The organism is Psychromonas sp. KJ10-10 (genome assembly GCF_047323245.1).
Taxonomy (GTDB): Bacteria; Pseudomonadota; Gammaproteobacteria; order Enterobacterales; family Psychromonadaceae; genus Psychromonas.
In genome coordinates this window covers 3959765-3983379 of record NZ_CP178826.1, presented here as the reverse complement: position 1 = coordinate 3983379, position 23615 = coordinate 3959765, and the positions used below count along the sequence as shown (strand labels likewise).

At 37.2% G+C, this 23615-nt stretch carries 21 protein-coding genes and 6 pseudogenes; 14 read left to right on the top strand and 13 right to left on the bottom strand.

Going from position 1 to position 23615, the window contains the following annotated elements:
• Nucleotides 1–47: 47 nt before the first annotated feature.
• The 4 genes from ACLKMH_RS22840 to ACLKMH_RS22825 all read right to left on the bottom strand — a co-directional run bounded on the left by ACLKMH_RS22840 (nt 48) and on the right by ACLKMH_RS22825 (nt 3573).
• Entirely contained in the window at nt 48–878 is an 831-nt protein-coding gene (locus ACLKMH_RS22840) for a hypothetical protein (RefSeq protein WP_413700086.1), read from the bottom strand.
• On the bottom strand, nt 809–1483 hold the full coding sequence (locus ACLKMH_RS22835; RefSeq protein WP_413700085.1) for a hypothetical protein: 675 nt from the start codon (nt 1481–1483) through the stop codon (nt 809–811). The genes ACLKMH_RS22840 and ACLKMH_RS22835 overlap by 70 nt, the downstream gene beginning before the upstream one ends.
• 219 nt (nt 1484–1702) lie before the next feature.
• A complete protein-coding gene (locus tag ACLKMH_RS22830; RefSeq protein ID WP_413700084.1) occupies nt 1703–2494 on the bottom strand; it encodes a Cof-type HAD-IIB family hydrolase in 792 nt (263 codons plus the stop codon).
• Nucleotides 2482–3573: an alpha/beta fold hydrolase gene (locus tag ACLKMH_RS22825; protein WP_413700083.1), complete on the bottom strand. Its 1092-nt coding sequence runs from the start codon at nt 3571–3573 to the stop codon at nt 2482–2484. The genes ACLKMH_RS22830 and ACLKMH_RS22825 overlap by 13 nt, the downstream gene beginning before the upstream one ends.
• 77 nt (nt 3574–3650) lie before the next feature.
• Between ACLKMH_RS22825 and ACLKMH_RS22820 the strand changes: the two genes are divergently transcribed.
• The gene (locus ACLKMH_RS22820; RefSeq protein ID WP_413700082.1) at nt 3651–3872 is read left to right on the top strand and encodes a hypothetical protein; all 222 of its coding nucleotides are present in this window, start codon (nt 3651–3653) and stop codon (nt 3870–3872) included.
• 51 nt (nt 3873–3923) lie between these two features.
• On the opposite strand, the pseudogene ACLKMH_RS22815 reads toward ACLKMH_RS22820, so the two are convergent.
• Nucleotides 3924–5648, bottom strand: a pseudogene (locus ACLKMH_RS22815) (proline--tRNA ligase).
• A 61-nt stretch (nt 5649–5709) separates the two neighbouring features.
• Between ACLKMH_RS22815 and ACLKMH_RS22810 the strand changes: the two are divergent.
• Nucleotides 5710–6270 (top strand): rhomboid family intramembrane serine protease, encoded by a 561-nt coding sequence (locus ACLKMH_RS22810; protein ID WP_413700081.1) that lies wholly within the window; start codon nt 5710–5712, stop codon nt 6268–6270.
• 200 nt (nt 6271–6470) lie between these two features.
• On the opposite strand, the gene ACLKMH_RS22805 is transcribed toward ACLKMH_RS22810, so the two are convergent.
• Together ACLKMH_RS22805 and epmB are read right to left on the bottom strand one after the other, a co-directional pair.
• Nucleotides 6471–6662 (bottom strand): hypothetical protein, encoded by a 192-nt coding sequence (locus tag ACLKMH_RS22805; protein ID WP_413700080.1) that lies wholly within the window; start codon nt 6660–6662, stop codon nt 6471–6473.
• Nucleotides 6663–6688: 26 nt separating this feature from the next.
• Nucleotides 6689–7705 carry an EF-P beta-lysylation protein EpmB gene (gene epmB, locus ACLKMH_RS22800; protein ID WP_413700079.1) on the bottom strand — a complete coding sequence of 339 codons (1017 nt, stop codon included), beginning with the start codon at nt 7703–7705 and terminating at the stop codon, nt 6689–6691.
• Between the two features lie 28 nt (nt 7706–7733).
• Between epmB and efp the strand changes: the two genes are divergently transcribed.
• The gene (gene efp / locus ACLKMH_RS22795) at nt 7734–8330 is read left to right on the top strand and encodes an elongation factor P (RefSeq protein WP_413700078.1); all 597 of its coding nucleotides are present in this window, start codon (nt 7734–7736) and stop codon (nt 8328–8330) included.
• A gap of 192 nt (nt 8331–8522) precedes the next feature.
• On the opposite strand, the gene frdD is transcribed toward efp, so the two are convergent.
• From frdD to frdA, 4 genes and pseudogenes are all read right to left on the bottom strand, one after another.
• Nucleotides 8523–8900, bottom strand: a complete 378-nt coding sequence (gene frdD, locus ACLKMH_RS22790; RefSeq protein ID WP_413700077.1) for a fumarate reductase subunit FrdD — start codon at nt 8898–8900, stop codon at nt 8523–8525.
• A gap of 2 nt (nt 8901–8902) precedes the next feature.
• Nucleotides 8903–9301, bottom strand: a complete 399-nt coding sequence (locus ACLKMH_RS22785) for a fumarate reductase subunit C (RefSeq protein ID WP_413700076.1) — start codon at nt 9299–9301, stop codon at nt 8903–8905.
• A gap of 113 nt (nt 9302–9414) precedes the next feature.
• Nucleotides 9415–10169 (bottom strand): annotated as a pseudogene (locus tag ACLKMH_RS22780) (succinate dehydrogenase/fumarate reductase iron-sulfur subunit).
• Nucleotides 10114–11950: pseudogene (gene frdA / locus ACLKMH_RS22775) on the bottom strand (fumarate reductase (quinol) flavoprotein subunit). Before frdA ends, ACLKMH_RS22780 begins: the two co-directional pseudogenes overlap by 56 nt.
• Nucleotides 11951–12166: 216 nt before the next feature.
• Here frdA and epmA point away from each other — a divergent pair.
• The 3 genes and pseudogenes from epmA (at nt 12167) to ACLKMH_RS22760 (ending at nt 13744) form a co-directional block, all read left to right on the top strand.
• Nucleotides 12167–13148, top strand: a pseudogene (epmA, locus tag ACLKMH_RS22770) (elongation factor P--(R)-beta-lysine ligase).
• Between the two features lie 4 nt (nt 13149–13152).
• The gene (locus ACLKMH_RS22765; RefSeq protein WP_413700075.1) at nt 13153–13389 is read left to right on the top strand and encodes a hypothetical protein; all 237 of its coding nucleotides are present in this window, start codon (nt 13153–13155) and stop codon (nt 13387–13389) included.
• 94 nt (nt 13390–13483) lie between these two features.
• A complete protein-coding gene (locus tag ACLKMH_RS22760) occupies nt 13484–13744 on the top strand; it encodes a DUF4404 family protein (RefSeq protein ID WP_413700074.1) in 261 nt (86 codons plus the stop codon).
• Nucleotides 13745–13836: 92 nt separating this feature from the next.
• Here the strand turns inward: ACLKMH_RS22760 and rpsT are convergent, their stop codons facing one another.
• Nucleotides 13837–14097, bottom strand: coding sequence for a 30S ribosomal protein S20 (rpsT, locus tag ACLKMH_RS22755; protein WP_413700073.1), 261 nt, complete (start codon nt 14095–14097; stop codon nt 13837–13839).
• 456 nt (nt 14098–14553) lie between these two features.
• Between rpsT and murJ the strand changes: the two are divergent.
• The 8 genes and pseudogenes from murJ to glnB all read left to right on the top strand — a co-directional run bounded on the left by murJ (nt 14554) and on the right by glnB (nt 22697).
• Nucleotides 14554–16113, top strand: a pseudogene (gene murJ / locus ACLKMH_RS22750) (murein biosynthesis integral membrane protein MurJ).
• 133 nt (nt 16114–16246) lie between these two features.
• Entirely contained in the window at nt 16247–17176 is a 930-nt protein-coding gene (ribF, locus tag ACLKMH_RS22745; RefSeq protein WP_413700072.1) for a bifunctional riboflavin kinase/FAD synthetase, read from the top strand.
• A 78-nt stretch (nt 17177–17254) separates the two neighbouring features.
• A pseudogene (gene ileS, locus ACLKMH_RS22740) lies at nt 17255–20090 on the top strand (isoleucine--tRNA ligase).
• Between the two features lie 75 nt (nt 20091–20165).
• Nucleotides 20166–20390, top strand: a complete 225-nt coding sequence (locus ACLKMH_RS22735; RefSeq protein ID WP_413700071.1) for a signal peptidase II — start codon at nt 20166–20168, stop codon at nt 20388–20390.
• The gene (lspA, locus tag ACLKMH_RS22730) at nt 20284–20667 is read left to right on the top strand and encodes a signal peptidase II (protein ID WP_413700070.1); all 384 of its coding nucleotides are present in this window, start codon (nt 20284–20286) and stop codon (nt 20665–20667) included. The genes ACLKMH_RS22735 and lspA overlap by 107 nt, the downstream gene beginning before the upstream one ends.
• Nucleotides 20667–21113 carry an FKBP-type peptidyl-prolyl cis-trans isomerase gene (gene fkpB / locus ACLKMH_RS22725; RefSeq protein WP_413700069.1) on the top strand — a complete coding sequence of 149 codons (447 nt, stop codon included), beginning with the start codon at nt 20667–20669 and terminating at the stop codon, nt 21111–21113. The genes lspA and fkpB overlap by 1 nt, the downstream gene beginning before the upstream one ends.
• A gap of 9 nt (nt 21114–21122) precedes the next feature.
• Entirely contained in the window at nt 21123–22067 is a 945-nt protein-coding gene (gene ispH / locus ACLKMH_RS22720) for a 4-hydroxy-3-methylbut-2-enyl diphosphate reductase (protein ID WP_413700068.1), read from the top strand.
• Nucleotides 22068–22358: 291 nt separating this feature from the next.
• Nucleotides 22359–22697: a nitrogen regulatory protein P-II gene (gene glnB, locus ACLKMH_RS22715; protein WP_413700067.1), complete on the top strand. Its 339-nt coding sequence runs from the start codon at nt 22359–22361 to the stop codon at nt 22695–22697.
• A 77-nt stretch (nt 22698–22774) separates the two neighbouring features.
• Here glnB and ACLKMH_RS22710 read toward each other — a convergent pair whose 3' ends face one another.
• Complete coding sequence (locus tag ACLKMH_RS22710; protein WP_413702449.1) at nt 22775–23446, bottom strand: outer membrane protein assembly factor BamD; 672 nt, start codon at nt 23444–23446, stop codon at nt 22775–22777.
• Nucleotides 23447–23615 lie beyond the last annotated feature (169 nt).

Here is a 23615-nt window from a genome sequence, read left to right as displayed (position 1 = left end):
AAAGGGCGCTAGCCCTTTAATAATCTTATTAACGTTATTATTTGAGGTTACATTTTAATAGGGAACCATTGCTTAGGTTTACCATTATTAAACAGTACCACCTGAGTGGATACATCATCTTTGTTAACCCTTTCTAGGTTATGTGTATCGTTTGGATAACTTAATCCATCAAAATCTAAAGTCGACCATTGATTATCTTTTGTGATTAACAAGCTTTGCCATAAATAATGCTGACTGTGTGAAATAATGATTGGTGCATGTACACGAGATACTCTACTTGAGAATCGATAACCTTCTTCTTGGCCTTCAAAAATAAGCATTTCACAACCATTTTTATTTGAACACCAATCAAGCATTACAATTGCTTCTTCAATTCCATCACCATTTAAATCATATTTTACAGCGTTAAAGCCTGTGTCTTTAGGGTCGGTACGATGAATTTGAAAATAATCATTAACTGCTTTTTGTATTTCACTATCAAGCACTAAAGCTTCATTGATTTGTTGAGCATTAAACTGGCGGTCAATACGACTAACTTTCTCCTCTTCAATACTGGCATCAGCATTCATTTTGTTGAAAGTTAATGGCGTAGTAAAAGGTGTAATAATATTATTATCATTAATCTCTTTAGCGTTCAGTGTTAATCCGGTGCGTTCAAAAATGATTTCTTGGCGTATTTTATTACCTTGTTGCTGGGTTAGCATAACAACAACACGTTCTGGTGAATTGGTTTTCCAGAACCCTGTTCTGATCGTTTCTTTTCCATTTATGCTTTGTTTATATTCTACTGTGTAGTTAGTATTCAGGGTTAGGTTTGTTGTACTAGTATTTGCGGTGCTGAGGTAATAACCGCTAAAAGTTGCTCTTCGACAGGCCAACCTGGTTCACCACATCCACTATATTCCCCCCAGATGCTTTCTACTTTTGTGGTATACCCCCAATAAGCTTTATTCTTTAAATCGTAACAATGCCCTGGTTGTATTTTAAGGGTTAATTTCTGGCCTTCTTTATCACTGGTTGTGATGGTATTTATTTGTGTTGTTCTAAAGTTAGCGTCATCTACTTCATAGGCTTGATTACTGGCCTTAGTAGAAAAAAATAATTCTTGATTATCAATGCTTAATCGCCAGTAAGGGTTGTCGCCATTCGCTTTGAATAAAAACGTATCAATGGGTTTATCGCATTGTAGCGATGCTTTTGCAAGCGCCATATGGTGGACTCTATCAACTCTCATGGGCGCTTCTAAAGTGTTATTGCTTGGCTGTACAATTTCACCGGTAAATTCGATATAGACAGGGGTGAAAGGTGTTGCTGAAACTTGTTGGTAGATATTACGTAAAATGAAGTTAGCATCGACCGAAAATTCTTCATTTGCATCGCAGGCTTTAAAGTAACCTTCACCATCTCCTAAACTAAATTGGCCTCTAAAATTCGCACCTAATACATCAGAAAAGGGTCGCTTTATAACAGTTGCGGTCGGCATTTCTTCGACAACTGGCTCAACAACAACTTCTGATGGTGTGCTACAGGCAAGAAGAAAAAAGGCGTTGTAATTAATAGGGGTAAGAGACGCATAAATAAACCTTCATTTCATGAGTAAATAGGAGCAACCTAGTAAGTATAACAGCGCCTATTTATTTTTCATCATATGGTACTTAAATATGTGTCGTAATTACCATTATTTCTCTTTGAATTTCTCGACTTAGGTTAAAAGTAGGTTAAGCTTTGAGGCAACACCGTGCTCCCTTGAGGAGCAAGTCAATTCTGCAGCGGGTAGTGCTTCACGCAGTGCTTTTTGACTATTTTTCATTAATATGGGTTTACCTACTAACGACAGCATTTCAACATCGTTCATCCCATCACCAAAGGCGATCACATCACTAAGTTGTAAACCTTTCTCTTTTACAACTGTTTTTACTGCTGTGCCTTTATTGGTGTTGGCATCCATCACTTCTAGGCATTTCTCAAGTGAAAAGGTGAGATTGATGGTATTGCCAAATCGCTGTTCCAGTTGCCGATATATTTGTTGTAATAGTTGATGTTCACCCCAAAAGAAGATCTTAATAATATTCTCTTTATCCAATGAAATAAGATCCGTAACTTGGCAACGAAAGCTCTTATCTAAGCCCATTTCATCGAGTTCTGGTAAATGGAAGTTGGCATACCAATGTTGATCAGTAAATAGGTTTATTTGTACCGATTCAGGTAATGCTAGCTGGCAAATTTCTGTTGCAATTTTTATAGGTAAGTTTTGTTTTAGAATAATGTCTCCCGCCTTATTATGCACACGAGCACCATTTGAAGTAATTAAATAGATAGGTTCGCCCAAACTTTGCTGTAGTGCTTTAGCTTCTTTGTAATGACGGCCTGTGGCAATAGCAAATTTACGTCCACTTTTAATCCACCGATGAATACTCTCTTTGGTTTGCTCTGAAATTTTATGATCAGGCCCAAGCAGTGTTCCATCTAGGTCAGATATGGCTATTTTATACATGTCAGTTTACCTTGTTCTATTTGCGTAAAAAATTGTAACGTTTGATTTAATGCTGGCAAACGATATTCATCAGCCTCTATTAATATCTCATGTTTTGCATCATCAATGACCACAAACTTATTATATTTACAATATGTTACGTTTTTATAAAAGGCATTTTGTCCTGTGCTTGTTACCACTTTATCTGCGCCAGACTGGAACAGCAAAATAGGAATATTAATTTTATGTGCGTGTTCAACAGCTTGCTCCATTGCGCTAAGGCTAGTGGCAAGCCAGCGCATAGTTGGTTCACCGAGTTGAGTACTAGGATATTGCTGGAAATTAAACTGACTTGAATAGAAGCGTTTTTCACTGTGAGTTAGCACATTATCTGTAAATGATTTTTCTTTATAACCTCCGCCTCCGGGCACATAACAGGCTGTATTAGTAAACCAACTACACACTTCAGAACTTGTATAAGTAATTATTTTTGCTAAAAAGTTGGGCAACACGCCCATATTAATTGACAACATTGGACTAAAAAATACCGATGCTTGAAAGGGATGCTGATATTGTTGTAAATACAAGCTACTAATAGCACCACCCATTGAGTGAGATAATAGATAGCGTTGCGAATACTTTTGAGCTAACTCAAGTGATAAAACATATTGGTTAAGGTCATCGACATAATCTTGGAAAAGTGAGACATGCCCACGGTGAGAGTCACCACCAAAGCGTTCAGAAAATCCTTGGCCTCTGTGGTCAATTAAAAAGATATCATAGCCCTGCTTATTGAGATCGTAAGCTACCTCTTTATATTTCAATACGCTTTCATTGCGTCCTTGACTGATCACAATCGCTTTAGTGTTTCCCGTGACAATGGAAATCGTATGTATGTTTTTATTATCACTACCTAGGAAGTAATGACTTGATGCATTTTCTTTCCAAAAGTCTTCAATTTTTGCATTAAAAGCGCGAGTTAAAGATGATTCTGTACTAAGTTGTAATGGATTTTCAATCATATTAGCATTCGCAACGTTGAAAGAGGTTGATAGGAAAAACAATGAGATTATTAATTTTACTTGTGTTAGCTTTTTCATTTAATCTCTCTAAGATTAGAACTTTTACTGATTATAATTAATTGTGATGTTATGAATATTATTTATTAGGAGTTTTTGTGAAGAAAAAGTTTACCCTGCATTTAGATGCACTTTTGGTTATCGTACTTTTGTTTGTTGTGTTACTGGGCTTAGTATTGTTTCAACAGTCTGAAATAAACACACTAACTTTAGAAAATAAAGAGCGTCAATGGCAATCGCTCGAGGATAGTTTAAATTTAGATTCTCAAGCGAGTTATATCAAAAAATTGCAGGCGCAATTAGAAATACAGACAAAGTAATAAAAAGATAAACCGCAGTGAGTACGGTTTATCTTTTTTGCTATCAGCTATCTAGGCAAATTTTGCTGTGATAAAGTCAACGACTTCATCTATGTTGATTTCTTGTTTTTCACCTGACTGACGGTCTTTATATTCAATTACACCATTATCAATACTACGATCGCCGATCACTAACGTATGTGGGAAACCAATTAGCTCTGCATCAGCAAACATAATACCTGGGCGCTCTTTACGATCATCAAGCAATACTTCGATACCTGCGACTTATAGCTCTGCGTAATATCTTTCGGCAAGTTCAGCAACGCGGTGCGATTTCTTCATATTCATTGGTACGATAACTACAGAGAAGGGCGCTAATGTTTGATTCCAGATAATGCCCTTATCATCAAAATTTTGCTCAATAAGCTGCGACAACAATACGTGAAATACCAATACCATAACAACCCATAGTTAATGTTTGGTTTTTACCCTGCGGATTTAACACCGCATGCTTTCATCGCTTCTGAGTAAGTTGTACCAAGTTGGAAAATATGACCCACTTCGATACCGCGAGCAATAGAAAGTGTGCCTTTACCACAAGGACTTGCATCGCCTTCAACCACATCACGAATATCAGCAATTTCATAACCTTCAATGTCGCGATCCCAGTTAACACCTGTTAGGTGTTTACCTGTTTCATTTGCGCCACAGACAAAATCTGCTAATTTTTCTGCGCTACGATCAACAATAGTACGGATAGTTAAACCTTTAGGGCCAATTGAACCTGCTGAGCAATTAGTCGCTGCTTTAATTTGCTCTTCATTAGCAAAAGTTAGTGGGTTGGCAATTCCATCAAGGTTTTCTGCTTTGATTTCATTAAGGTTATGATCACCACGTAAAACTAAAGCAACGATTGGTGTGGCTTCTCCTTCCTCACAACTACCTTCAACAAGTAAGGTTTTTACCGTTTGAGAGGGCTCTACTTTTAATAACGAACAAACATCTTCAATGCTATGAGTATTAGGTGTATCAACGATTGCTAATTCAGCGCTAGTCGCTGGTCGTTCGAAAGCTGGCGCTAATGCTTCTGCTTTTTCAACATTAGTCGCGTAATCACTTTCTGTAGAGAATACAATTGCGTCTTCTCCGCTTTGAGCAAGTACATGAAATTCATGTGAAGTACTACCACCAATACTGCCCGTATCTGCGATAACTGGGCGGTATTCAAGACCTAAACGATCAAAAATACGGCAGTAAGCGTCGTACATGGTTTGGTAGGTTTTTTCTAAGCATTCTTGTTCTAAATGGAATGTGTAAGCATCTTTCATGGTGAACTCACGTGCGCGCATCACACCAAAACGAGGGCGAGTCTCATCACGAAATTTCGTTTGAATTTGGAAAAGATTAAGTGGTAATTGCTTGTAGTCTGCTGATTTCTTTACGTACAAGTTCGGTGACAACTTCTTCATGTGTTGGCCCTAATACGAAGTCGCGCGTATGACGGTCTTTGACACGTAAAAGCTCACCGCCATATTTATCCCAACGTCCTGTTTCCATCCAAAGGTCGGCAGGCTGTACAACAGGCATTAGAATTTCAATAGAACCAGCACGTTCCATTTCTTCACGTACAATGTTCTCAACTTTACGCATAACACGTAAGCCAGTGGGTAACCAAGTGTATAAGCCAGAGGCTAATTTACGGATCATACCAGCGCGCAACATTAGCTGGTGGCTAACAATGACAGCATCATTGGGTGCTTCTTTTTGTGTGGAAAGTAAATAATTGGTCGTGCGCATGGTAATCCTTATGATTTCAGGTCAATATAAAAGAAAGATTTTATATAAGAAAGAGCCTTAAATGAAGCAGTATCTACAAAGTGGCAAAGTTAGTTTAACGATTATGTTAATGTGCTCGTTAGTTTTCATTATAAATATACTATTGCCTATTAATTTAAATCAGTTTGGCATTGTACCTCGTTCTTTATCACACCTGTCAGGAATCGTCTTTTCTCCTTTCTTACATGGTAGTTGGTTGCACCTTTTTAGTAATTTTTTACCCTTTGTTATTTTAGGTGGTTTAATCGGGCTTAAAAATACAAAACGATTTTGGTGGTTATTTATTATTCACATTATCAGTACCGGTAGTTTAGTTTGGCTTTTTGCTAGAGGGAATAGTGTGCATATCGGCATGAGTGGCGTGATTTATGCTTTTTGGGGGTACCTCATTATTTATGGTCTGGTGCGTCGCCAGTTATTACATATATTTATTTCTATTATTACGCTGGTTTTTTATGGCGGATTAGTTTTTGGTGTAATGCCTAGCACACCAGGAATTTCATTTGAAAGTCATCTTTTAGGGGCGATTGTTGGGGCGTTAAGTGGTTATTATTTTGCTAAATCAGAAAAAAGAGTCCGCTAATACCAAGGCGCACATAAGCAGATTTCATTTTGACTGATATCTGCTTTAAGCTTTTATTGTTTAATATACTTATTTTTCTGCTAAGTTTGCTTTAAAAGAGTTTAGCATTTTAAACAACAATTCTATTTTAACCACAATTTCAGGTAATAACTTTTTATAATGGTCTTCATCGTCAGTTTGAATCGCTTGTAAATCCGCGACTAATTCTTCGACATAGGGTAAAAATGTATCAGAATGATTTTTGAAAGCCGTGTCTGCTTTGCAAAAATTTGTGCAAACCCTGCTTTTTTCTGCTCTCTGAGTTGCGCAAGCATTTTATCTGCATCGACCGCTTTGTGATAAATGATTTTCACATTCTCTTGTAACTGAATTAATACACTTTCTTTACTCATTATTGCTCCTACTGATTTTTTCTTAATTATAATGAATTTATTATCGTTTTACTTGGCTCACCTGCAATTTCTCGGCTTAATTTTGGGACTAAATAACCAGGTAATTCTGCTTTTATCTGTTTGTACAAGGTTTGTGCTTGCTTGGTACTGACATCAAAATGCTGAGCGCCTTGAACTTTATCTAATAAAAATAGGTAATACGGCAAAATATTTGCTTTTGATAAAGCTTCGCTGAGTGCGACTAATGCTTCACAATTATCATTAACTCCCTTTAATAATACACTTTGGTTGAGCAGTTGAATGCCAACCTGATGTAATTTATTAATTGCTTCTGTAAATGTTTGATCAATTTCATTGGCATGGTTGATATGCAAAACAAAAATAACTTTTAAGCGACTACTTTTTAGTAATTGGCAAAGTTCCTTAGTAATACGTTGAGGAATTACGACAGGTAAACGAGTGTGAATGCGAAGACGTTTTAGCTGTGGTAACTTATCTAGTTCAGAAACGATATATTTTAAAAAATCATCTTTACTCATTAGTGGATCACCACCACTCAAAATTACCTCGTTCACTTCTGGGTGGGCTTTTAGGTATTGTAAAACCGCTAAAAACTGTTGTTTATTAAGGTTGTTTTCTTGGTAAGGAAAATGACGACGAAAACAATAACGGCAATTTACTGCACAACCGGTTTTTAAAATCAGTAAAATGCGGCTTTTATATTTATGTAGCACCCCCTGTATGCCATTTTCATGCTCTCCCAGTGGATCTAAACTGTATCCATCAACAACTCTATTCTCATCATCTATTGGTAATACTTGCTGTAATAATGGATCCTTAATATCACCTTTTTTCATTTTTTTAATGAAAGGCATAGGCACTAACATCGGGAAGTCTTTGCGAGCAAGATCACTTAAGTTGGACGTTTCAGGTAATATCTCCAAAAATTGTAAAAGTTGTGCAGGATTTTTCACTGCATTTGCGAGTTCTTTTTGCCAAGAGGGCGTCGCATCGGTATTATTCACGCTAATTATTTTTGTCATTTTAAATTATTTTATTAAAGAGGTTGTTATGGCTACATATAGTACCAGTGAATTCAAAGGTGGGCTAAAATTCATGCTCGATAAAGAGCCCTGTGCGATTATTGATAATGAATTAGTAAAACCAGGTAAAGGCCAAGCTTTTAATCGTGTTAAATTCCGCAAATTATTATCAGGTAAAGTAGTCGAAAAAACCTTTAAATCGGGTGAGTCTGTTGAAGTCGCTGATGTTATGGATATCGATCTTGCTTATCTTTACACTGATGGTGAATTTTTCCACTTTATGAATAATGACACTTTTGAGCAAGTAGTCGCTGAAGCAAAAGCGGTTGGTGAAATGGATAAATGGTTGATTGAACAAGACACTTGTACTATCACACTTTGGAATGATAACCCTATCGCTGTAACTCCACCAAATTTTGTTGAAATTGAAGTAACAGATACAGATCCTGGCCTTAAAGGCGATACTGCTGGGACTGGTGGTAAACCAGCAACCTTAGCAACAGGCGCGATTATTCGTGTACCACTATTTATCCAGATTGGTGAAATAGTGAAAGTTGATACTCGTAGCGCTGAATATGTAGGGCGAGTAAAAAATAAGGTATCTACTCAGGGCGTCGCTATTTAAGCCTATTTCTTCGTTGAAAAATGCTCATTTAAAGTACTAAACTGCGCTTTTTCGCCTTGAACTAAGCATAAATAGCTTAGCCCTGAGCATTTACGGTTTTTATTTTGGTAAGTAGAACCTAGTAGTTTCAAAAATATATTATAATAGAGCCCAGTATAACTGGGCTTTTTTATGCGACGTTAAAAATCTAACTTAAAACATTTGTAGTAACAAAGTAAAAACAAACACACTAACAGCAAAGGCAAAACCATAACTTATTACTTGTTGCCAATCACGACCACGTTTTACTCCAAGGTCATGTAATCCATGAAAAATACGATGTAAGGTATGCCAAAGTGGTAGCGCTACAAGTACTAAAATAATGCCTGCACCATACCAAGTTGTTGCTAAGTTATGGATACTTTGATAATTAAAGTTACCTTTATCAATAATACCTAATGGGATTAACAACCCTGTAATTAATACCATTACCGGTGTAACAAAAGCAGTGAGCATGCCTCCGGCTCCAAATAGCCCCCAAAAGACCGGCTCATGGGAGCGATGATATGTTTTTTGTTTAACTTCAGACATGGTTAGCTCCTTATAAAATAATAATTAAAAAACAAAGCACAGTCGCAAAAACAAATGCGAGCATAATGTACTGAAACAATCACATTGTCACTGAGACGTTTACCTTTTACCCAAATATCCGTCGCTTTCGGAGCAAGCGAAAACCAAGTAATTGTATGATAAAGGGCAAATGCAAAAGTGAGCATATGTAAGAATATTGCAAAGGGGTTTTGTAATGCTTCTAACCAAGCATTAAATGCAACTTCACCTTGGCTTAATCTAAGCACTCCCCAAGCTAGTACTAAGCTATAAAAGGTAATAAATACACTGCTTCCTTCACGAAGCATATATTTGGTATAAAAGAGTTTTTTTGTCCACCAGTCGTTGGAGAGTTCTCGAGTATAAGGTTTACGTTTAGTCATTATTTATTCCTTATCTATTTGTAACCACTCATAGCTTAATCCTGAGTAGTTGCGTGTATTTTTATAAAAAATTGAATTTGGCCATAATTAGTTCATAGGGTGACACACAATCGTTACTCAGGTTTAAACATACCTATTAAATAATCTTTACTGCTTTCTACTTTCAAAAGCTGAATAGACTGCGACAGGATCAACGCCTTTTGGGCATACTACGGAACAGTAACCGACAAAGGTACAGCCCCAAACGCCTTCCTCTTGATTAACAATTTTCATGCGTTCTGCTTCACCAGCATCACGACTATCTCTGTTATAGCGAGCCAATAAAGCAAGTGCGACAGGTCCTGTGAATTTATTATCAAGTGCATACTGAGGGCAAGTCTGCATAACAAAGACCACAGTTAATGCACATTGAATATTGCTTATATTTTTCCATCTGTTCTGGTGTTTGCTTATAAGTGCCTTCAGAAAGACATTTATTTTCTCCAGACTCGGTTTTTTCTGGAATAATATAAGGCTTGATTTCTTCAAGCTTATTAATAAAATCATCCATAACAACCACGAGATCACGTTCAATAGGAAAGTTAGCAAGTGGCTCTAAACTGAGCTTTTTAGGATAATAATCACGTAGGAAAACTTTACAGCCAAGTTTAGGAACGCCATTGACCATCATGCCACAGCTTCCACAAATCGCCATACGACATGACCAACGAAAACTGATCGTACTGTCTAAGTGATCCTTGATGTATTGCAAAGCTTCAAGTACAGACATATCTGGGCTGTAGGGTAATTCAAAAGTTTGTGTAAACGGCGCATCATCCATTTCTGGTCGGTAGCGCAGGACATCTATTTTCATGATTTTCTGAGTCATTATTTATTCTCCTGCGTTGAGGTATCACCTGCTTTGCACCATAGGCTCTAACGGCAGGTTGGCTCTTAGTGATTGTTACATCACTATATTGAATTTTGGGGGATTTATCTGCTTGGTAATAAGCGAGCGAATGTTTCAGGAATTTTTCGTCATCACGGGCTTCAAATCCATCGATGCGTTGATGAGAGCCTCGAGATTCTTCACGTGCAATCGCGCTGTGTGCCATTGCCTCTGCAGTATCAAGTAAATAACCTAATTCAATAGCGTATAAAAACTCAGTATTAAAGACGCTAGATTTATCTTCAATTTTAATATTTTTATAGCGTATTTTTAATTCGGCTAGTTTATCAATGGTTTTTTGCATAGAGTCTTTAGTACGGTAAATACCAACGCCTTCTTCCATACTATCGCCCATTTCCTGACGAATATCTGCCATCTTCTCTGTGCCATTACTGTGCAGAAGTTCTTCGGTACGTTTAATAATATCTTCGGCTTGTTTTCTAATTGGCGTTAATTTCTCATGTTTATTAGCTTTCGCATATTCTGCTTGCTTGCTCGCCTGCCAATTGTCCAAATACAGCAAGTTCTGTTAAAGAATTTGAGCCGAGTCGATTAGCGCCGTGTAAACCAACGGAAGCACATTCACCGATAGCATATAAACCAGCGAGAGAGGTGGCTGTTTTTGCATCGGTTTCGATACCTCCCATAGTGTAATGAACGGTAGGACGAACGGGAATTGGCTCATGCACAGGATCAACACCAACGTAAGCTTTAGCGAGTTCTCTAATAAATGGTAAACGTTCGTTGATTTTTTCTTCTCCAAGATGACGTAAGTCTAAGTGGATATAATCGCCACGCTCACCCTGGAAAACATTACCTTTTTGTTGTTCCTGCCAGAAGCATTGGCTAAGTTTGTCACGAGGACCAAGCTCCATGTATTTGTTTTTAGTTTCGCCAACAGGTACTTCTGGCCCTAAACCATAATCCTGTAAATACCGATAACCATTTTTATTGACCAGAATACCGCCTTCGCCTCGGCAACCTTCAGTCATTAAGATACCACTACCGGGTAAACCTGTTGGATGATATTGAACAAACTCCATATCGCGTAATGCGACACCATGACGGTAGGCGAGTGACATACCATCGCCGGTAACAATGCCACCGTTGGTATTGTAGCTATATACGCGACCAGCACCACCGGTAGCCATGATCACTGATTTTGCTTGGATCAATTTTGCTTCACCTTCGGCAATATCTAAAATAACGACACCTTGAATTTTTTCATTTTCAACAATTAAATCCAAACAAAAGTGTTCATCGAATCGAGTAATTTTAGGATGTTGAATAGAGGTTTGAAAAAGCGTGTGTAAAATATGAAAGCCACTTTTATCTGCGGCAAACCAAGTGCGTTCTATTTTCATACCACCAAAGGCACGAACATTAATACTACCGTCCGGCTTCCGACTCCATGGGCATCCCCAATGTTCTAATTGAGTTAATTGCTTGGATGCATTTTCTACAAAATATTCCACCACATCCTGTTCACATAACCAATCGCCACCGGAAACGGTATCATTAAAATGGTTTATTAAGGAATCATGATCCTGAGCGACTCCTCTTGCGCCACCTTCGGCGGCAACAGTATGGCTTCGCATCGGGTAAACCTTAGAGATAAGGGCGATATCAAGCTCAGGGTGATTTTCTGCGATTTCTATAGCCGCCCTTAAACCGGAACCGCCGGCGCCAATAATGGCAACATCTGTTTTAATTATTTGCACATTTATCTCCTACTTAAGTTTAATAAATTTTAATATCTTTTGAGTCTATCAATGGTTTTTCAAAAATCCGTGAGAAGAGTAAGGTTTTTGTTATTCACTGATAATAGTTAGAGTTTTTATTACGCTCAATCAATAATTTGATAAACTTATGTTGCGCCAGTATTAAACAGGGTAAATTAACTCTAAAGGGCCGATATTTTGAATTAAAGGACAGATATGAACTGGTTACCAACCGCAGAAATTTTATTATTAAAAAAGCGCGCAACTATCATCCAAAGCCTCAGAAATTTTTTCATAAAAAGAGAACTATTAGAAGTAGAAACGCCTAGTTTAAGTCAAGCTGGGGTCACGGATCTGCACCTTTGTTGTTTTAAAACCCATTATGTTGGCCCTGAGATTTCAGATACAAAACCACAGGTTCTAGGTGTTCCTTTATATTTACAAACCTCTCCTGAATTTCATATGAAGCGTTTATTATCTGCAGGTAGTGGTTCAATATTTCAAATTTCAAAAGCCTTTAGAAATGAAGAATCAGGACGTTATCATAATCCTGAATTTACCTTATTAGAATGGTACCGCATCGATTTTGACCATTTTCAGTTAATGGATGAAATGGATCAGTTATTACAAATGGTCTTGCAATGTGGTGAAGCAAAACGTTTGAGTTATCAACATGCTTTTATAGAAATATTAAAAGTGGACCCATTATCAGCTTCTCTTGACGATCTAAAAGAATCCGGCAGACACCTTAACTTAGGTGAAGTATTAGATAATGAAACTGATTTTGATACGCTTTTACAGTTGCTGTTTTGTATCGCTATTGAGCCGGTGATTGCTAATGAAGTGCCTTGTTTTGTTTATGATTTTCCTGCTTCACAAGTCTGCGCTTGCACGTATCAGTACTAAGGACCCTCGTGTCGCTGAGCGTTTTGAGGTTTATTATAAAGGTATTGAATTAGCTAATGGCTTTCATGAGTTAAGTAACAGCGAAGAGCAGTTAAAACGTTTTCAAAATGATAATTTATTACGTAAAAAATACAATCTAGTAGAGATGCCGATTGATCATCGTTTTGTTGCATCATTAAATGATTTACCTGATTGTGCCGGTGTTGCATTAGGTATTGACCGATTAATTATGCTCGCAACACAACAAAAACATATCGATAAAGTGATCAGCTTTACGATTAAAGAGGCATGATTATATGGCTAAATTATGGCTAACAGATAAATCCTATTCTCTATGGGCTAATATTATTCGAGTGCTTTATTGGTTATTAGCGATTTATTTGTCATCGCTTTATCTACAGCATTTTGAACAACAAAGTTGGTTTAAAGTTGGATTAATGGTTATCAGTGTTTTATTTGTGGTGATTTTTTTAGGTTTAGCGAGATATTTAGATCACCTTTTAAAATTAACAAGTAATATTTCTGCTCAGTGAGTCTATACTGTTGATATTAAATTACATTATTAAAACAAAGTACTGTGAATTAATGCTTGGTCAATGAAACTGATATTATTACTTCGAGGTGTCTATGCCAATTACAAAAGTAAAATCTGAATTTAAAAAACTTTCTGATATTTTAGATAACGATATAATCGCAGATGAGTGTACCGCTGGTGACTTAAAGTTGGTACATGATCAATTCCAAGAGGCAATCCTCTCCCGAGACCCCGCAAAATTAATTAGAGATAAAAAACTGACTGAGCAATTATTAGTTTTCGAAGAAAGTAATCCAATTGTGGGAAAAGCCATTAAGGATATCATGACCGCACTTTCAGGGATGGGTATTTAAACTTGAGCTAGAAAGCTGAAAATCTGGAAAGCTAGAAACAAAAAAACCGACATAAGTCGGTTTTTTAATTTAGCTTTTTAAAGCTATTTATATTAAAGAGCTTTAATTTTTGCAGAAAGACGGCTTTTCTTACGAGCTACCATGTTTTTGCTTACTAAGCCTTTAGTTGCGAATTTGTCTAAAGCTGATTGTAGTGATACAAACTCAGCTGAAGCAACTTCTTTGTCACCAGCTTCAATAGCAACAACAACTTTCTTGATGAAAGTACGCATCATTGTACGACGGCTAGCGTTATGTTTACGGCGTTTTTCAGATTGAATTGCGCGTTTTTTAGCAGACTTGATATTAGCCAAGACCTTAACTCCTAAATTCTGTATACAAGGGATAATCAAAGGTCGAGAAATATGCCTTGTAACATATGTATTGTCAAATGGTTTCTTTTATTAACCGAGTGAAGTAACCGCTGAAAAAACTGCGATGAATCCTGACAGGTGGTTAAACTGCGCGCATTTTATACTCAACGCACGCTAGATGCAAATTTACAATGAATTAATTCACACACTTTTTTAGTTTAATTTAGCACTCTTATTAATTCTATGCCGTCATTACAATGAGCATAGCAATTTTACTGGCGCAATTAGTTTATTTCTCTTTTGAAAATTTAGCAAAGGATACAAATATTTACATCATTTTTTGAATTTACCTATGGTATTTTCTGGTGTGAAAATGAGTTCATATATCTAATACAATTGGTATTAGACGACTTTCGCTATAAACTGAGCCACAAAATTGAGTCAGGAAAAATACTTGTGAGTAAAAAATTGTTGAAATCAGGGATGATTGTGAGTGCGATGACGCTGATATCCCGTGTTTTAGGTTTAGTAAGAGATATTGTTATTGCTAACTTGATGGGGGCTGGTGCATCCGCTGATCTTTTCTTTTTTGCTAATAAAATTCCTAATTTCTTGCGACGTTTGTTTGCCGAAGGTGCTTTTGCACAAGCTTTTGTTCCTGTTTTGACCGAATACGAAAAAACCAAATCAAAAAATGAGGTAAGGCGACTTATTGCCGCTGTGTCCGGTACTTTAGGCACTATTATTACAGTTATTACTATTTTAGGCGTTTTAGGCTCAAGTGTGATCACTGCATTATTTGGATTTGGTTGGTTTTTGGAGTGGTATCATGCTGGTCAAGAAGCCTATAAATTTGAACTCGCTTCAAGTATGTTAAAAATAACTTTTCCTTACCTATGGTTTATTACCTTTACTGCGCTTTCTGGCGCGATCTTAAATACCTTGGGGAAATTTGCGGTTGCCGCTTTTACGCCTGTGTTTTTAAATATAGCAATCATCAGTTGTGCTGTTTTTTATCGCCACAGTTAGCTCAACCAGAGTTTGGCCTTGCCATCGGTGTTCTATTAGGTGGCGCTATTCAATTCTTTTTTCAAATACCTTTTATGTTAAAAGAGGGAATGTTAGTTAGACCTAAATGGGATTGGCATCACCCTGGTGTGGTAAAAATTAGAACTTTAATGATCCCGGCATTATTTGGTGTATCCGTTAGCCAAATTAACCTTTTACTAGATACCTTTATTGCCAGCTTTTTACAAACAGGCTCTATCAGCTGGCTTTATTATTCAGATAGACTGTTGGAATTTCCACTCGGATTATTTGGTATTGCCATTGCAACGGTTATTTTGCCCAGCCTGTCCTCTTCACATGTGAGTAAATCAGAGACTCATTTTGCTAAAACCATTGATTGGGGAATGCGTATGGTTTGCTTATTAGGCTTTCCTGCGATGTTAGGATTAATCGTACTCGCAGAGCCAATGTTAAGAGTGCTTTTTATGCGCGGTGAATTTGATATGCAGGATGTGAGTATGGCATCGATCAGTTTATTTGCCTATGGCTCGGGGTTATTGAGTTTTATGATGGTGAAGGTGCTAGCACCTGGTTATTATGCTCGACAAGATACCAAAACCCCCGTTAAGTTCGGTATTATTGCAATGGTGAGTAATATGCTACTGAATATTATTTTTGCTATCCCTTATGGTTATGTTGGTTTGGCGATAGCCACGTCACTGTCCGCAACATTAAATGCAAGCATGCTTTGGTTTGGCTTATATAAGCAGGGAGTTTATCAAAAGCAAAGTGAAACCATTTCTGTTCTATTACGTATTATTGTTTCTGGGGTGGTTATGGCGATATCAGTGCTTTATTTAAATCCTAGTTTAGTTGAATGGGCTAGTTTTTCATTATTAGAGGCCTCTTATAAACTGTTTTCAATGATCTTGATAGCCGTTGTTTGTTACTTTATATGTGCTCGCTTTGATTGGCCTACGTCCTCGTCATTTTAAAATAACCTCATAAATTTCGCTTAGTGATGATTGTTTATAAATAAGAACAGCGAAATTATAAATAAATTCATAAAAATGAGTGCTGATAAGTTATGCAGACTGAGATATAATCGCACTCTTTTGTTAGAGCAAATTAAGTAAATTAAATGGAATTAGTACGTGGTATACACAATATTAAAGCACAACATCAAGGTTGTGCTTTAAGCATTGGAAATTTCGATGGTATTCATCTTGGTCATCAAGCGGTTTTAATGCGTTTGTTACAGGAAGCGAAGCGCTTAAATGTGCCAGCAACGGTGATGACCTTCGAACCACAACCTGAAGAGCTGTTTTTAGGCGATCATGCGCCTGCTCGATTAAGCCGTTTGCGAGATAAATTTGTACAGCTTGAAAAGTTAACGTTAGAACGTTTACTTTGTATTTCATTTACACGCCAGTTTGCCAATATTAGTGCAGAAGCGTTTATTGAAGAACTACTGATCAAAAAATTAAATGTAAAATATTTAGTGGTGGGAGATGATTTTCACTTTGGTTATCAGCGCAAGGGTGATTTTAAATTACTAAAACAAGCTGGTGAAAAATATGGTTTTGAAGTGGTAGATACTCAAAGCCTAGTGCAACATACACAGCGAATTAGTAGTACGCTTATTCGAGACGCGTTAGCACAGGGTGAACTTGACAGCGCTAGTATAATGTTAGGGCGAAAATATAGTATTACTGGAAGAGTGAGTCATGGTAAGAAACTAGGTCGAACGATTGGTGTACCAACGGCCAACCTATTTTTAAAACGTCGTGTTTCTCCTGTCGCAGGCGTATTTGTTGTAACTATAAAAGGCATCGATGATAACACTTATCAAGGTGTTGCAAATATTGGTACTCGTCCAACGGTACAGGGTGAAAGGCAACAGCTTGAAGTACATATTTTTAATTTTCAGGGTGACCTATATGGTCAACAACTTGAAGTGGTATTAGAGAAAAAGTTACGTAATGAAGTCAAATTCGATTCATTTGCACAATTAAAAGAACAGATAGAAAAAGATATTCAAGGCGCTAAGCAATGGCATCAAAATTGTTAGCTAGTTTAAGTAACAAAACAAGCTAAGCAATGCCTTTCAATCATTATTAATTAAATCGTAAGATGGAATGAAAAACCGATGAGTGATTATAAAAGTACATTAAACCTACCTAAAACAGGTTTTCCAATGCGTGCAAATTTGGCCAATCGTGAGCCAAATATGTTGAAAAATTGGTACAAAAACGACCTTTACGGAAAAATTCGTACGGCGAAAAAAGGTAAGAAAACATTTATTTTGCATGATGGTCCTCCTTATGCAAATGGTGATATTCATATCGGTCACTCGGTAAATAAAATTCTAAAAGATATTATTATTAAGTCTAAAACGCTTTCTGATTTCGATGCGCCTTATATTCCTGGTTGGGATTGTCATGGTTTACCGATTGAACTTAAAGTTGAACAAAAACACGGTAAGCCAGGTAAAAAGTTAACTGCAGACAGAGTTTCGTGTTAAGTGTCGTGAATATGCCGCTCGTCAAGTTGACGGCCAACGTAAAGACTTTAAACGCTTAGGTGTTTTAGGTGATTGGGAAAACCCATATTTAACAATGAACTTTGAGACAGAAGCAAATATCGTCCGTGCTTTAGCTCAAATCATTAAAAACGATCATCTTCATAAAGGTTCAAAACCTGTTCATTGGTGTACTGACTGTGGTAGTGCATTAGCTGAAGCAGAAGTTGAATATGAAGATAAGTTATCACCAGCAATTGATGTTGCTTTTACAGCGGTTGATGCTGATGCGGTTGTTGCTTGTTTTAATTTAGAAAGTGATCAAGTTGGTCATGGTGATGTTTGTACTGTTATCTGGACAACAACCCCATGGACTCTTCCTGCTAACCGAGCGGTTGCCTTAGCGACTAAAGTAGAATATTCCTTAGTTCAAGCTGGAGAGCGTCGTTTAATCTTAGCGACTGATTTAGTGGATAGTGCGATGGAGCGTTACGGTATTGAGGATGCTAAAACCTTAGCAATTTGTACCGGTGCAGATCTAGAAAAGCAGTTGTTTAATCATCCTTTCTTGGATTTACAAGTACCTGCTATTGTTGCTGATCACGTTACCATTGATGCAGGTACTGGTTGTGTTCATACTGCACCTGGACATGGTCAAGACGATTACTCTGTCGGCCTAAAATATGATTTAGAAGTTGCTAATCCGGTTGGTGATAACGGCGTGTTTCGTGAAGATACAGAATTCTTTGCTGGTTTACATGTGTTCAAAGCGAACGATAAAGTGCTTGAAGTATTAACGGAACGTAATGCTTTATTACATCAAGTTAATATTAAACACAGCTACCCACATTGTTGGAGACATAAAACACCGATCATCTTCCGTGCAACACCTCAATGGTTTATTTCCATGGATCAAAATGGTTTACGTAACGATGCATTAGGTGAGATTAAAGATGTTAAATGGATCCCAAGTTGGGGCCAGCAGCGTATTGAAAAAATGATTGATAACCGTCCTGATTGGTGTATTTCTCGCCAACGTACCTGGGGCGTGCCAATTACATTATTTGTGCATAAAGAAACAGAAGAATTACACCCAAACAGCATCGAAATGATGGAGCTAATTGCTCTTAAAATTGAAAAAGAGGGTATTCAAGCTTGGTGGGATTTAGATGCAGAAACACTTTTAGGTTTTGAATCAGCAGAATATCGCAAAGTCACAGATACTTTAGATGTTTGGTTTGACTCAGGCACAACACATTCTGCAGTGGTTGGTGTGCGTGATGAATATAAATTAGATGATGGCAGTGTTGCTGAAATTGATTTGTATCTTGAAGGTTCAGATCAACATCGAGGTTGGTTCCAGTCATCTTTAACTACTAGTGTTGCTATTACTAGTAAAGCGCCTTACAAGGAAGTATTAACCCATGGTTTTGTGGTTGATGCTAAGGGTAAGAAGATGTCTAAGTCTGTGGGTAATGTAATGGCGCCACAGAAAGTGATGAATGATTTAGGCGCTGACGTATTGCGTTTATGGGTTGCTTCGACAGATTATACTGGTGAAATTACTGTTTCCGATGAAATTCTAAATCGTAGCGCAGACAGTTATCGCCGTATTCGAAATACTGCACGTTTCTTGCTGTCGAATCTAAATGGTTTTGATCCTCAAACCGATATGGTTGCAAGTGACGATATGGTTGCATTGGATCGTTGGATTGTGGCTAAAGCAGATACACTGCAAACTGAGATCATCAGCGCTTACAATGATTACAACTTGCATGCTGTGCACCAAAAATTAACCCATTTCTGTTCAATTGAGTTAGGTAGTTTTTACCTAGATATTATTAAAGACAGACAATACACTGCCAAAGCAGATGGTATCGCTCGTCGTAGCTGTCAAACTGCAATGTATCACTTGGCAGAAGCAATGGTTCGTTGGATGGCACCAATTTTAAGCTTTACCGCTGATGAAATTTGGGGGCGTTTACCAGGCGAACGTGATGAGTTTGTTTTCACAGGTGTTTGGTATGAAGGTTTATTTGGTTTAACTGATAATGAATTAGTATCTAATGAATCATGGAATCAATTGATTGCAGTTCGTGCTGAAGTTAATAAAGCCTTAGAACTTGCTCGTAAAGAAGGCGCGATAGGTGGTGGTTTAGAAGCTGAAGTAACTTTATATGCTGATGACAACATCGCTCAGTTATTAAATGGCTTAGCAGATGAATTACGTTTCGTGCTTATTACGTCTAAATCCACTGTGGCTGAACTTTCAGATGCGCCAGCAGATGCTCTGAAAACAGACCTTGCAGGTTTAGTCGTTAGTGTTGCTAAAAGTGTTCATGAAAAGTGTGACCGTTGCTGGCATCATAATGAAACAGTAGGTAAAGATGAAACTCATCCATTGCTGTGTGGTCGTTGTATCACTAATGTTGATGGTGATGGCGAATCACGTCAGTTTGCATAACTATAATTTTGCTTATTAACAAGATTTAAACGCCTTAATAAAAGGCGTTTTTTTTATCTATTAAAGAGAAGATAAATGGCTGAAATGATAGAAAAATCTGGATTACGTTGGTTGTGGTTAAGCGCAATTATGTTAATTCTTGATCAAGCAACTAAGTATTGGACAGTACAGGCATTGGATTATCGAGAATCCTATGAGATATTGTCATTTTTTAATTTTACCTATGCACGTAACTATGGGGTCGCATTTAGTTTTCTTGGTGATGCAGGGGCTGGCAAAAATACCTATTTACCTCAATAGCTTTTGCTGTTTCTGCTTTTTTGCTTTATTCATTGAAAAAAATAGTGTGCATAAACGTTGGGAAAATATTGCATTCTCCTTAGTTTTATCAGGCGCGTTAGGTAATGTAATAGACAGATTAATGTTTGGTTATGTCGTTGATTTCTTAGATTTCGATTTAGGGTTTTACCGTTGGCCAACCTTTAATGTCGCTGATATTGTTATCTTCATCGGCGCGACTATGATTATTTTAGACTCACTTTTAAACTCAAACAAAACAGAAAAGGAAAACAAATAATGACAACTGAAACAGTAAAAACCATTAAAAGTGACAGTGAAGTCATGATGCACTTTTCTATTCGTTTAGCTGATGGCTCAGCCGTTGATAGTAGTAAAGTTGATGATAAACCAGCTAAATTTGTTATGGGTGATGGTAGTTTAACTGCAAACTTTGAGCGTTGTTTATTAGGTTTAACTGAAGGGCAGTCAGAAAGTTTTACCTTGGCTCCAGAGGATGCGTTTGGTCTGCCTAATCCTGATAACGTTCACCATTTAGAGTTAAGTAAGTTTAGTAAAGAAGTACCTGCTGAAGTAGGTACAATTATTACTTTTACACAGCCTGATGGCAGTGAATTACCTGGTGTGATTCGTGAAGTTGTTGCAGATAGTGTTACCGTTGATTTTAACCATCCACTTGCAGGGCAAACACTTACCTTTGATGTTGATGTGCTTGAAGTGCTTTAGGAATTAATAATGGAAATTATCTTAGCTAATCCTCGTGGTTTTTGTGCTGGTGTGCACCGCGCAATCTCAATTGTTGAACGTGCATTAGAGCTCTTTCCTGCTCCTATTTATGTACGTCATGAAGTAGTACATAATCAATACGTTGTTGATGACTTAAAGGCCCGTGGTGCGGTATTTGTTGAAGAGCTTGATGAAGTACCTGAAGATAATATTGTTATTTTTAGTGCCCATGGTGTTGCGCAATCTGTTCGTCAAGAAGCAAAACGTCGTGCATTAAAAGTATTTGATGCAACTTGCCCGTTAGTAACAAAAGTACATATGGAAGTCACGCGGGCTAGTCGTCGTGCGCAGGAGTGCATCTTGATTGGTCATGAAGGCCACCCTGAAGTCGTTGGTACAATGGGGCAATATGACAATGAAAAAGGAGGCATCTATTTAGTTGAGTCTCCTGAAGATGTTGAGAAACTAGAAGTTAACAACCCTAATAATCTTTGTTACAGCTCGCAAACAACATTATCAGTAGATGATACTGCGAATATTATTGATGCCTTACGCCAAAAATTTCCTGAAATAGAAGGCCCACGTAAAGATGATATTTGTTATGCCACACAAAATCGCCAAGATTCAGTAAAAGATCTCGCACAAATTACAGACCTGGTTTTGGTGGTTGGTTCTACCAACTCATCTAATTCTAATCGTTTGCGTGAAAAAGCAAGTTGCGAAGGTGTAAATGCTTACCTGATTGACAACGAGCAAGATATAGAATGCCATTGGCTTGATAATGTTAGTAAAGTTGGGGTAACTGCAGGGGCTTCTGCACCGGAAATACTAGTGAAAGCTGTCATTGATAAGCTACAAAGGCTTGGTGGCACCTTAGTGATAGAAAACCCTGGTGTTGAAGAAAACACTGTTTTCGAGGTGCCAGCGGAATTACGTATAAGGATGATAGATTAACGGTAATTACTCAGGCCGTAGGTAGTATTTAAATCACTAAACTGTGCTTTTTCGCCTTGAACTAAACATAAATAGCTTAGCCCTGAGCATTTACGATTTTATTTTGTTAAAAGAAGTTAGTTTTAATGTGTGCTGAGTAAATACTTATTACCTTAATAATTTACATTATTTATGAGGGTAATCTTGTTTTTGAGTTTCTATCTGTATATTTATCTTTATTCGTATTACAGTAACCTTATTCGAGTAGAGTTATTCAGATTAGAGTACTTAATTTAATTAAAAGAGAAAGTTATGAAAAAAATTGAAGCGATTATTAAACCTTTCAAAATGGATGATATCCGTGAAGCACTTGCAGAAATAGATATCAATGGTATGACAGTGTCTGAAGTTAAAGGCTTCGGTCGCCAAAAAGGTCATACTGAGCTTTATCGTGGCGCAGAATATATGGTTGATTTTTTACCTAAAGTAAAAATTGAACTAGTGGTAAAAGATGAAGATGTAGAACGTTGTATTGAAGCTATTATGAGCACTGCTCAAACGGGTAAGATTGGTGACGGGAAAATCTTTGTTACGCCAGTAGAAAGAGTTATTCGTATTCGTACCGGTGAAGAGGATGATGAAGCGGTATAAGAATAGTTTAAAGTTTTTAGTCATCAGTTGTCAGTTAAAAACTGATGACTAATGACTAAGAGCTAACGACTAATTTTTTACCAATCTAAAAATGACCAAATATTACTTAATTTCACTTCTTGTCCATCTGGAAAGTTAAGCAATAAAACTTTTTCAGCATTCTCTTTAGGCTCTACTAATCCAAGTTCGTCATAAGCATTTATCATAATATTTAACGCAGGTTGAACTGATGAAGTATCAGGATAGTTATTAAGTACTAACTTAGTACGATTAATGGGCGCAATATAAGCATCTCGCTCCATATACCATTCAGCAACAGATACTTCGTAGCGCGCTAGACGGTCTTTAATCGCTATCATTCTTAGTCTTGCATCAGTTGCATATTGGCTATTAGGGTAAGATTTTATTAGGTAGTTAAAGTCTTTAAAAGCCTGCAATGAATGGCTAGGATCTCGGTTGTAGCGATCAATACCAAATAGGTTTTGGAAAAATTGTTGATCTGTTGCTAAATGCGTTAAACCACGAAGGTAATAAAGATAATCAAGATCTTCATGTGTCGGGTTTAAGCGAATAAAGCGGTCGATGTTAGCTAATGCTAAAGCAGTTTCATCACGCTTATAATAAGCATAAATAAGATCCATTTGTACTTGATCTGAATGCGCACCAAAGGGGTAACGGCTATCTAGTGCTTCTAATATATCTGTGGCGTTTTCATAGTTTGCCGATGTAAGTGCTTTTTGAGCTTCAATATATAAGTCAACGGGTGGTTTATCTTCTATTTTGGGTTTAGTATTTTTTTGGAGGAACAGCCCACCGTAAAAAAAATAATGAAAACAGAGGTCGTTATTAGTCTGAGGATCTTGTTCATAAGTGTTATAATGCCTGAATGCTTTCTGAAATTGGGTTGATTAAGACACA

Excerpts from the sequence above, each read along its gene's own strand:
- ACLKMH_RS22810 (WP_413700081.1), top strand. The coding sequence starts at position 5,710 with ATGAAGCAGTATCTACAAAGTGGCAAAGTTAGTTTAACGATTATGTTA.
- ACLKMH_RS22735 (WP_413700071.1), top strand. The coding sequence starts at position 20,166 with ATGGCTGAAATGATAGAAAAATCTGGATTACGTTGGTTGTGGTTAAGC.
- frdD (WP_413700077.1), bottom strand. The coding sequence starts at position 8,900 with ATGTCTGAAGTTAAACAAAAAACATATCATCGCTCCCATGAGCCGGTC.
- fkpB (WP_413700069.1), top strand. The coding sequence starts at position 20,667 with ATGACAACTGAAACAGTAAAAACCATTAAAAGTGACAGTGAAGTCATG.
- ACLKMH_RS22765 (WP_413700075.1), top strand. The coding sequence starts at position 13,153 with ATGGCTAAATTATGGCTAACAGATAAATCCTATTCTCTATGGGCTAAT.
- ACLKMH_RS22760 (WP_413700074.1), top strand. The coding sequence starts at position 13,484 with ATGCCAATTACAAAAGTAAAATCTGAATTTAAAAAACTTTCTGATATT.
- ACLKMH_RS22825 (WP_413700083.1), bottom strand. The coding sequence starts at position 3,573 with ATGAAAAAGCTAACACAAGTAAAATTAATAATCTCATTGTTTTTCCTA.
- ACLKMH_RS22805 (WP_413700080.1), bottom strand. The coding sequence starts at position 6,662 with ATGAGTAAAGAAAGTGTATTAATTCAGTTACAAGAGAATGTGAAAATC.
- epmB (WP_413700079.1), bottom strand. The coding sequence starts at position 7,705 with ATGACAAAAATAATTAGCGTGAATAATACCGATGCGACGCCCTCTTGG.
- ribF (WP_413700072.1), top strand. The coding sequence starts at position 16,247 with ATGGAATTAGTACGTGGTATACACAATATTAAAGCACAACATCAAGGT.
- ACLKMH_RS22835 (WP_413700085.1), bottom strand. The coding sequence starts at position 1,483 with ATGCCGACCGCAACTGTTATAAAGCGACCCTTTTCTGATGTATTAGGT.
- ispH (WP_413700068.1), top strand. The coding sequence starts at position 21,123 with ATGGAAATTATCTTAGCTAATCCTCGTGGTTTTTGTGCTGGTGTGCAC.
- ACLKMH_RS22785 (WP_413700076.1), bottom strand. The coding sequence starts at position 9,301 with ATGACTAAACGTAAACCTTATACTCGAGAACTCTCCAACGACTGGTGG.
- lspA (WP_413700070.1), top strand. The coding sequence starts at position 20,284 with ATGAGATATTGTCATTTTTTAATTTTACCTATGCACGTAACTATGGGG.
- efp (WP_413700078.1), top strand. The coding sequence starts at position 7,734 with ATGGCTACATATAGTACCAGTGAATTCAAAGGTGGGCTAAAATTCATG.
- glnB (WP_413700067.1), top strand. The coding sequence starts at position 22,359 with ATGAAAAAAATTGAAGCGATTATTAAACCTTTCAAAATGGATGATATC.
- ACLKMH_RS22830 (WP_413700084.1), bottom strand. The coding sequence starts at position 2,494 with ATGTATAAAATAGCCATATCTGACCTAGATGGAACACTGCTTGGGCCT.